The sequence below is a fragment of the Verrucosispora sp. ts21 genome, from assembly GCF_002879555.1.
Lineage (GTDB): Bacteria > Actinomycetota > Actinomycetes > Mycobacteriales > Micromonosporaceae > Micromonospora > Micromonospora gifhornensis.
Window position 1 is genome coordinate 19041 of sequence record NZ_PNOZ01000075.1, and the last position, 8469, is coordinate 27509.

Consider the following 8469-nt stretch of genomic DNA (forward strand, 5'->3'; position numbering starts at 1 on the left):
ATACCTGACTAAAGTCAGACAACATGGAGCGTGAACTCGTGGACGTGGTGCGGGGCTTCAACCGCACGGTGACCCAGCGCGTCGGAGCGCTGGACGACAAGTTCCTGGCCCGCGATCGGCCGCTGGCCCAGTCGCGGCTGCTCTGGGAGATCGGCCCGGCCGGGGCGGAGGTGGCGGCGCTGCGCAACCGGCTGGACCTCGACGCCGGATACCTCAGCCGGCTGCTGCGCACATTGGAGGCCGCGGGACTGGTCGTGGTGACACCGGCCGAGGGCGACGGACGGGTACGCATGGCCCGGCTCACCCAAGCCGGCCGCGCCGAGTGGGCACACCTCGATCGCCGATCCGACGAACTGGCCTGGTCGATGCTCGCCCCGTTGAGCGTGGGCCAACGTGACCGGCTGACCACCGCGATGAACGAGGTGCAACGGCTGCTGATGGCCTCGATGGTCACCGTCGAGGTCTGCCCGCCCACCGATCCGCGCGCCCGTGCCTGCCTGCGGGCGTACGCGGGGGAGTTGGCCGAGCGGTTCGAGTCCGGGTTCACTCTCGACACTGATGACGACCAGCAGTTCGTCCCGCCCGCCGGGGTGTTCCTGGTCGCCACCCTCGCCTCCGAGGCGGTGGGCTGCGGGTCGGTCCGCTTCGACCCGGACGGGCCCGCCGAGATCAAGCGGCTCTGGGTCTCCGGCACGGTACGCGGGCTCGGCGTCGGCCGACGACTACTCACCGAGTTGGAACGGCACGCCGCAGCGGCCGGTGCCGACTGCGTACGCCTGGACAGCAACCGCACCCTCACCGAGGCGATCCGGCTCTACCGCAGCGCCGGATACGAGGAGATCCCGCGATACAACACGAGCCCGTACCCTGATCACTGGTTCGCCAAGCAACTGCACCGCGCCCCGGGGGTGTCGCCGTGACCACACACGAGGTGTCCAACCAGGTCCCCCCACTTGTCGACCACGACACCGCCGACGATCCGGCCCTGCTGGAGGGGCTGGCCCGTGAGGGCGCCGGGTGGGCCGTCGGGGAGGTCCGTGACCTCGGCCGGCTCGCCGGCGGTCAGCCCGCCATCGAGCACGGTCGGCTGGCCAACGAGCACCCGCCGGTGCTGCGTACCCACGACCGCTATGGTCACCGCATCGACGAGGTGGAGTTCCACCCGTCCTGGCACGAGCTGATGCGTACCGCCGTCGAGCACGGCCTGCACGCCGCGCCCTGGGCCGACGACCGGGTCGGGGCGCACGTCGCCCGCGCCGCGAAGTTCTACACCTGGCGTCCGGACGCCGGGCACGGCTGCCCGATCTCGATGACCTACGCGGCGGTGCCCGCGCTGCGGCACGCACCGGACCTGGCCGCCGACTACGAACCACTGCTGACCACCCGGGCGTACGACTTCGGGCTGCGCCCGCCGCTGGCCAAGCGGGGACTGCTCGCCGGCATGTCGATGACCGAGAAGCAGGGCGGCTCGGACGTACGCGCCAACACCACCACCGCGCGCCCGCAACCCGACGGCAGCTACCGGCTGGTCGGACACAAGTGGTTCACCTCCGCGCCGATGTGCGACCTGTTCCTCACCCTCGCGCAGGCGCCCGGCGGCCTCACCTGCTTCCTGGTGCCCCGGGTGCTGCCCGACGGCACCCGCAACCCGATGCGACTGATGCGCCTGAAGGACAAGCTCGGCAACCGTTCCAACGCCTCCGCCGAGGTCGAGTACGAGGACGCGGCGGCCTGGCGGGTCGGTGACGAGGGTCGGGGCGTACGCACCATCATCGACATGGTCAACCTGACCCGGCTGGACTGTGTGATCGGCGCGGCGGCCGGCATGCGCCAGGGTGTGATCACCGCCGTGCACCACGCCACGCACCGGCGTGCCTTCGGTCGCGCCCTGATCGACCAGCCGCTGATGCGTAACGTGCTGGCCGACCTGGCCATCGAGTCCGAGGCCGCCACGATCCTGATGATGCGGCTGGCCGGAGCCACCGACCGGGCCGCCCGGGGAGACGCGACCGAGGCGGCGTTCAAACGGATCGCGCTGGCCATCGGCAAGTACTGGGTCTGCAAGCGGTGGCCCGGCCATGCCGCCGAGGCCCTGGAGTGCCTGGGCGGCAACGGCTACGTCGAGGAGTCCGGCATGCCGAGGCTGTTCCGCGAGTCGCCGCTGAACTCCATCTGGGAAGGTTCGGGCAACGTGGCAGCGCTGGACGTGCTGCGCGCGCTCGCCGGCCAGCCCGAGGTGCTGGCGGCGTTCCGCGCCGAGGTGGACGCCGCCGCCGGTGCCGACCCACGCCTGGACGCAGCCGTACGCCAGGTGCAGGCGGCCCTCGCCGACCCGGCCGACCGGGAGGTACGCGCCCGCCGACTGGTCGAGCAGTTGGCCCTGGTGTTGCAGGGCGCGTTGCTGGTGCGCCACGGCCACCCGGCGGTCGCCGACGCCTTCTGCGCCTCCCGACTCGCCGCAGACCACGGCCACGCCTACGGCACCCTGCCCCCCGGCGTCGACTTCCCCACCCTCCTCGCCCGCGCCACCCCGAAACTGAGCTGACCCGCTGACCCGCTGACCCGCTGGCGCGACCAGGCCGCGGCGGGCAGCGGGCATGATCGAATCAGCTTCGGAGCGGACTCTGGGTGCAGTTGTTGTCGCCAGGGCAGCAACAGATGCACCCAGAGCGAGATGGCTGTCCCGACCGGACGCGAACCCAGTCGGTGAACCGTCGGTGCAGGTCCGGCAGGGGCGTGCTGGGGTTCAGTTCGGCCAGTTGGGCGGTGGCCTCCTCACGGAGCGTCACCAGGAAGACCATCAGCCCCGGGGTGTTGCCCCGGTACTCGGCGAGCAGGCGTACCTTCGCCGCACTGCACGGCCACGCGATCCCGCACGCCCGGCAACGCCACGTCGGGCGGGAGGCGACATGATCCCGGGCGTGCGGCGCGCTCACCAGCCGACCTTGGCCCGGTGCCGCTCGGCGTACGGGACCGGTCGGACCTGCACCGGCCGCATCCCGTCCGGGCGGACGAACAACTGCCGCTTTACCGTCGCGTCGCCGTGGCGGTCGAGCACGTAGCAATCCACCCAGGCCCAACCGTCGTACGGCTGCCGCTCGACCAGCTCGCGGATCACCCGGACCACGATCGGCTGGCTGAACTGCGGTGACGCCGCCCGGGTCAGCAGGTACGCCCCGGGAGCGACACGTGGCGTGCCGTCCGATCGCGTGCCCGTCGGGCTCGCGGCCCGTCTCGGGACGATCCCGTGGGATGTGGCGGCGTGCGCTGGTCTCTGCACGGGCATGGGCGGCCCTTCCGTCGGTGCGCGTCGTGGAAGGGGGCCGACCCTCGAAGGTGTACGGACAGGTCGACCCCCGTGCAGCGCCCACGGGGGCTACTGGTCCAGCCCGTGAACACCGCCTACCGCCACCTTGCCAACGGTGATGGGACGGCAACACCGCGTAGATATATGGTGGGCAGAAATCTCCGATGTCCGATGGGGGTCCGATGAACGACGCACTGCGGACGGCGCTCCAGGAGGCAGGCCACACCACAGATTCGTTGGCGGCGCAGATAGGCGTGGATCCCAAGACGACCGACCGGTGGCTCCGGCAGGGCCGCATCCCGCACCCCGGACATCGCGCCACCGCTGCCGCTGTCCTCGGTCGGAGCGCGTCGGACATTTGGCCGGACACTTCACGACGCCGGATCCGTGACCTGGTGTGGTTTCGCCCGTGGCAGGAGATGGAGCGTGAGGCGACGGAACTGCGGTGGTTCGAGTCGACAGTCCTGCCGGGACTGTTGCAGACCGAGGCATACGCGCGGGCGGTCCTCAGCGCGAGCGGGCGGCGCACCTCCGACGAGGTGGATCAGCTGGTGGCGGCGAGGCTCGCTCGGCAGGTCATTCTCAAATGGGAGAACCCGCCATGGCTCACCGCGGTCGTGGACGAATTCGCCCTGCGCCGCCCGGTGGGCGGTCAGGACGTGATGCGCGACCAGATGCAGGCACTGATCGCCTGGTGCGACCTTCCGCACGTGCGCGTGCATGTCGTGCCGCAGGCGGCCGGGGCCTACGCCGGGCTGGACGGTCCGTTCGTCATCGCCACGAGCAGGGACCATCGCACCGCTGTCTACCTGGACACGCAACTACAGGGGCAAGTGGTTAGCGACCCTGACGACGTGGCGGCCATACTGGCGGCATGGGAGAACGTCCGTGGCGAGGCGTTGTCTCATCGGCAGTCCGTCGAGTTGATGAGGGATGTGGCAGCGTCATGGGCCTGACTGGCGCGCGGTGGCGTAAGAGCAGTCGGAGCAGCGGCAACGGCGGGGCGTGCGTCGAGGTCGCGGACAATCTCTCCGGGGTCGTTCTCGTTCGGGACTCCAAGGACCGTGACGGCGGAATGCTGGCCTTCGGGCCGGCCGCCTGGAAGGCGTTCGTCGCCCAGGTGGCCGAGCGTCCCTGACCGAGCGGCCCTGACCGGCGACCGGCGACCGGCGACCGCCGACCGCTGACCGGCGACCGCCGAGCGGGCCTGACCGCCGAGCGGCCCCGACCCGAATGCGCGAAAGCGCCCGTTCCCCGAGCCGGGACGGGCGCTTTTCTCGTCCGTCTCGCATCGGCCTTCTGTGCGCGGGGCGTTGAGTGATCGCCGTACGCTGTGCAATTCTGATCTGTCGATGTGTTGTCGCGCGAGTGACCGTCGCCCGATGGGCAGCCGGGGGCCCGTCCGGGCCTGCGGCGGGTGACGGCAGGTGAGCTGGTCGTTCTCTCTTCTCCGCCGTCGGTCGTGGGCTGTCGACCGGGCGGATCTCGCTCGTGATCGAAAAAGGACAACCATGAGACTTCCGAACAGGCACGGTGTTCGATCCTCGGCCCGATCGTGGCGACTGCCCCGGCACGCGGGCGCGCTGCTCGTGGCCGGCCTGCTGCTCGCCACGGGTGTGGTGACCGGGGTCGACGCCCCGAGCGCCGACGCGGCGACGGCACCGGTGACGGTGACCGTGAACGCGCGGGCCGGGCTGGCCCGGGTGCCCGACACCGCGCTCGGCGTCAACCACGCCATCTGGGACCAGTATCTGGCCACCCCCGAGACGTCGGACCTGCTGCGCGACGCCGGGGTGCAGATGATGCGCTACCCGGGTGGCTCGTACGCCGACATCTATCACTGGCGCGACCACACCGCGCCCGGCGGCTACGTTGCCCCCGGCACCGACTTCGACACCTTCATGGGTGCGGTGCGGCGGGTCGGCGCCGAGCCGATGATCATCGCCAATTACGGCACCGGCACGCCGCAGGAGGCGGCCGACTGGGTGCGGTACGCAAACGTGACAAAGGGTTACGGCGCGCGGTACTGGACGGTCGGCAACGAGAACTACGGCAACGGTCACTACGGGTCCGGTTGGGAAGCCGACCACCACCCCGACAAGAGCGCCACCTACTACGCGAACCTGGTGGTCGACTACGCCGAGGCGATGAAGGCCGTCGACCCGAGCATCAAGGTCGGCGCGGTGCTCACCATGCCGGCCAACTGGCCGGACGGCCTGACCGCCGGCAACGACCCGGGCCCGTGGAACCAGACCGTGCTGTCCATCGCCGGGCCGTCGATCGACTTCGTGGACGTGCACTGGTACCCGGGTGGCAGCGCCGCCGAGTCGCTGCCCCGGACCAGCCACATCACCGACGCGGTGTACCTGCTGCGCCAGCAGATCAGCCGGTACGCCGGGCCGCAGGCCGACCGCATCGGGATCAGCCTCACCGAGGTCAACGTCACCTCCGAGGGCATGACCAGCCAACCGGCCGCGCTGTTCCTGGCCGACGCCTACAGCGGTCTGCTGGCCAACGGGGTCTTCACCGTGCACTGGTGGAACGTGCACAACGGCATCGGCCGGGTGAGCACGGTGGCGGGGCAGACCGACTACGGCGACTTCGGCCTGCTCTCCAACGGCACCTGCACCCCGGACGGCTCGGTCTGCGAACCTGCGGTGAACACCCCGTTCGCCGCGTACCACGGGCTGTCCATGATGAGCATGTTCGCCCGCAGCGGCGACCAGTTCATCCGCGCCGAGACCGATCAGCCGCTGGTCAGCGCGCACGCGGTGCGGCGGGCCAACGGTGAGGTGGCGGTCCTGCTGATCAACAAGGACCCGGACAACGCCCACCCGGTCACCATCGACTACGCCGGGTTCGCCCCGGCGGCCGGAGCACCGACCGTGCACACCCACACCAACGGTGCCACCGAGGTCACCACCGCCCGCAGCGGCGAGGCGACCAGCCGTACGCTGCCGCCGTACTCGCTGACCACCCTGGTGGTGCGTCCGGCGGCTGCGGTCACCGGCGCACCCGGCGCGCCCGGCCAACCAGCCGCGACCGGCGTCACCGACCGGGACGTGACGATCACCTGGCCGGCCGCCACCGCCGGGGCCGCCCCGATCGCCAAGTACGAGGTGCACCGGCAGAACGGCGCGGTCAGCGAACAGCTCGGCGAGACGCCCGGGACCAGCCTGACCGTCGGCAACCTCGTGCCGGGCCGCAGGTACACGGTCAACGTGCTGGCCCGCGACACCGCCGGACGGGTCTCCTGGGCGTCGGCGCCGCTGACCTTCACCACCGGCAGCCCGGCGAGCAGCGGCTGCACCGTCCGCTTCGCCAGCACCACGGACTGGGGCAACGGGTACGTGGCAAACGTCGACATCGTCAACAACAGTGAGCACACGGTCGACGGGTGGACCCTGACCTGGACCTGGCCCACCTCCTGGCAGCGGGTCGGCAGCGGGTGGAGCGCCACCTGGGAACAGGTCGGCAGCACCGTGCGGGTGACCGGCAACGACGACAACCGTCGGCTTTCCGCCGGGGCCTCGACCACTGTCGGCTTCGTCGGCGAGTACAGCGGGCCGAACGTCGTGCCGACGGCGTTCCGGCTCAACGGCACCCTCTGCACCATCGGCTGACCCCGAGCGGTCCGCCGGCGGGGCCATCCCGCCGGCGGACCGCACCAGTCGCCTTGACGAGCAACCTGGTCGCGCCGGCCAGGCCCCGAGTGGACCGAGGAGCAACAGATGCCCCACTGGACGTACGACGACATTCCCGACCAGCGGGGCCGCACGGTGATCGTCACCGGGGCCAACAGCGGGCTCGGCCTGGAGACGGCGCGAGCACTGGCGGGCAAGGGTGCGCGGGTGGTGCTCGCCTGCCGGGATCGCGGCAGAGGTGAGGCCGCGGCCGAGGCGATCCGCGCCCGGCACCCGCACGGCGAGGTGCACTGCCGTCCACTCGATCTGGCCGACCTCGACTCGGTGGCCGCGTTCGCCACCGCCTACCGGGCCGAGCACGACCGGCTCGACCTGCTGGTCAACAACGCCGGGGTGCTGTATCCGCCGTTGCGGCGTACCCGGCAGGGCTTCGAGCTGCAGTTCGGCACCAACTACCTCGGCCATTTCGCGCTCACCGGCCGGCTGCTGCCCCTGCTGCTCGCCACCGAACAGGCCCGGATCGTCAACGTGGCGAGCAACGCGCACCGGACCGGGCGGATCGATCTCGACGACCTGAACTGGCAGCGGCGGCGCTACGCCCGGTTCGCCGCCTACGGGCAGAGCAAGCTGGCGATGCTGCTGTTCACCCTGGAGCTGCATCGGCGGCTGACCGGGGCCGGAACGTCGTTGCGGGTCACCGCCGCCCATCCCGGGTGGACGTACACCGGGCCGAGTCAGGGTCGCCACCTTCTGGTCACGATCGTCAACGGCATCGGCCGGTACCTGGCGATGCCGCTGGCCGAGGGGGCGCTGCCGATCCTGCGCGCCGCCACCGACCCGGACGCCGAGGGCGGCAGCTACTGGGGCCCGGCGCACCGGGCAGAGAACGTCGGCCCGCCGGTGCCCGCGACCCGCAGCGCCCGCGCCCTCGACGTCGGGGTGGCACAGCAGCTGTGGGCGCAGAGCGAACGCCTGACCGGCGTCCCGATCGATCTGCCGCCGGTCGACCCGACGACACTCTGAGCGGTACTCCCGCCCTTGCCAGGTCGAGGAGCGCGTGCCCCGCGCGGACCGGTCGTGCCGGTGCCCCGGCCGATGACGGCCGGGGCACCGATCTGGTCGAGGGGTCAGCTGCAGGCTGCCCCGTTCAGGGTGAAGCGGTCAGGCGGGTTGCTGGTGCCGTTGTGGGTGGCCTGGAAACCGAAGGTGATGCTCTGGTTGGCCCCGATGGTGGCGTTGTAACCGACGTTGCGGGCGGTCACCTGGTTGCCGCTCTGGGTGATCGTGGCGTTCCAGGTGTTCGTCACCTGCTGGCCGTTGGCAAAGGTCCACTGCACCGTCCAGCCGTTGACCGCGACCGGGCTGGTGTTGGTGACGGTGAGGTTGGCGACCAGGCCGTTGTTCCAGGTGTCGGCCGTCCACTGCACCCGGCAGGAGGTGGCACCCGGCGGCGGGGTCGTCGGCGGGGGAGTGGTGGGCGGCGGCGTGGTCGGCGGGGGAGTGGTGGGCGGCGGGGTG

9 protein-coding genes are annotated in these 8469 nt (G+C 71.3%); 7 read left to right on the top strand and 2 right to left on the bottom strand.

Going from position 1 to position 8469, the window contains the following annotated elements:
* Positions 1-23 precede the first annotated feature (23 nt).
* From C1A38_RS24990 to C1A38_RS31220, 3 genes are all read left to right on the top strand, one after another.
* Positions 24-920, top strand: a complete 897-nt coding sequence (locus C1A38_RS24990) for a bifunctional helix-turn-helix transcriptional regulator/GNAT family N-acetyltransferase (protein ID WP_102660161.1) — start codon at positions 24-26, stop codon at positions 918-920.
* Positions 917-2545, top strand: coding sequence for an isovaleryl-CoA dehydrogenase (locus C1A38_RS24995; RefSeq protein WP_102660162.1), 1629 nt, complete (start codon positions 917-919; stop codon positions 2543-2545). The genes C1A38_RS24990 and C1A38_RS24995 overlap by 4 nt, the downstream gene beginning before the upstream one ends.
* 191 nt (positions 2546-2736) lie before the next feature.
* Positions 2737-2913 (top strand): hypothetical protein, encoded by a 177-nt coding sequence (locus C1A38_RS31220; RefSeq protein ID WP_204290832.1) that lies wholly within the window; start codon positions 2737-2739, stop codon positions 2911-2913.
* Positions 2914-2932: 19 nt separating this feature from the next.
* Here C1A38_RS31220 and C1A38_RS32010 read toward each other — a convergent pair whose 3' ends face one another.
* Entirely contained in the window at positions 2933-3118 is a 186-nt protein-coding gene (locus tag C1A38_RS32010) for a hypothetical protein (protein WP_233197005.1), read from the bottom strand.
* A gap of 371 nt (positions 3119-3489) precedes the next feature.
* On the opposite strand from C1A38_RS32010, the gene C1A38_RS25010 reads away from it, so the two are divergent.
* From C1A38_RS25010 to C1A38_RS25025, 4 genes are all read left to right on the top strand, one after another.
* A complete protein-coding gene (locus C1A38_RS25010) occupies positions 3490-4263 on the top strand; it encodes a DUF5753 domain-containing protein (RefSeq protein ID WP_102660164.1) in 774 nt (257 codons plus the stop codon).
* A complete protein-coding gene (locus C1A38_RS25015; RefSeq protein WP_102660165.1) occupies positions 4254-4445 on the top strand; it encodes a DUF397 domain-containing protein in 192 nt (63 codons plus the stop codon). The genes C1A38_RS25010 and C1A38_RS25015 overlap by 10 nt, the downstream gene beginning before the upstream one ends.
* 373 nt (positions 4446-4818) lie before the next feature.
* On the top strand, positions 4819-6930 hold the full coding sequence (locus C1A38_RS25020) for a cellulose binding domain-containing protein (protein ID WP_233197006.1): 2112 nt from the start codon (positions 4819-4821) through the stop codon (positions 6928-6930).
* A gap of 108 nt (positions 6931-7038) precedes the next feature.
* The gene (locus C1A38_RS25025; protein ID WP_102660167.1) at positions 7039-7974 is read left to right on the top strand and encodes an oxidoreductase; all 936 of its coding nucleotides are present in this window, start codon (positions 7039-7041) and stop codon (positions 7972-7974) included.
* A gap of 104 nt (positions 7975-8078) precedes the next feature.
* On the opposite strand, the gene C1A38_RS25030 is transcribed toward C1A38_RS25025, so the two are convergent.
* A partial coding sequence (locus tag C1A38_RS25030) for a cellulose binding domain-containing protein (protein WP_199180324.1) occupies positions 8079-8469 on the bottom strand: 391 nt, incomplete at its 5' end.

What these genes read in the sequence shown, in the direction of transcription:
- C1A38_RS25015 (WP_102660165.1), top strand. Translation starts at nt 4,254, where the DNA reads ATGGGCCTGACTGGCGCGCGGTGGCGTAAGAGCAGTCGGAGCAGCGGC.
- C1A38_RS24990 (WP_102660161.1), top strand. Translation starts at nt 24, where the DNA reads ATGGAGCGTGAACTCGTGGACGTGGTGCGGGGCTTCAACCGCACGGTG.
- C1A38_RS25025 (WP_102660167.1), top strand. Translation starts at nt 7,039, where the DNA reads ATGCCCCACTGGACGTACGACGACATTCCCGACCAGCGGGGCCGCACG.
- C1A38_RS25020 (WP_233197006.1), top strand. Translation starts at nt 4,819, where the DNA reads ATGAGACTTCCGAACAGGCACGGTGTTCGATCCTCGGCCCGATCGTGG.
- C1A38_RS25010 (WP_102660164.1), top strand. Translation starts at nt 3,490, where the DNA reads ATGAACGACGCACTGCGGACGGCGCTCCAGGAGGCAGGCCACACCACA.